Source organism: Halomonas sp. SIMBA_159 (genome assembly GCF_046536035.1).
In the GTDB taxonomy this organism is placed as follows: domain Bacteria; phylum Pseudomonadota; class Gammaproteobacteria; order Pseudomonadales; family Halomonadaceae; genus Vreelandella; species Vreelandella venusta_A.
In genome coordinates, this window is record NZ_JAWJBT010001561.1 from 1 (window position 1) to 238 (window position 238).

The following is a 238-nucleotide window of genomic DNA, read 5'->3' on the forward strand; positions in this document are numbered from 1 at the left end:
GGTTGCGTATACAACTGCTGGATCCCGAGCAACGGCCGATGTTTGAGCTGAGCAGTGACCAAGTCGCCCCTTATATGCGCAGTCTGCTGCGGACAATGGCACAGCTGCTCAATGATTTGCCGAATGACTTAAGCATTAGTGGGCATACGGATAGCGTTCCCTATGCCGGTGGCTACCGGGGTTACAGCAACTGGGAGCTGTCTGACGATCGGGCAAATGCATCACGTCGCGAGCTTAT

At 54.6% G+C, this 238-nt stretch carries 1 protein-coding gene; it reads left to right on the top strand.

Annotated elements, in window-relative coordinates:
- Positions 1 to 238 (top strand): OmpA family protein (locus tag R0J87_RS24480; protein WP_498889642.1); only part of this gene is annotated, 238 nt, incomplete at both ends.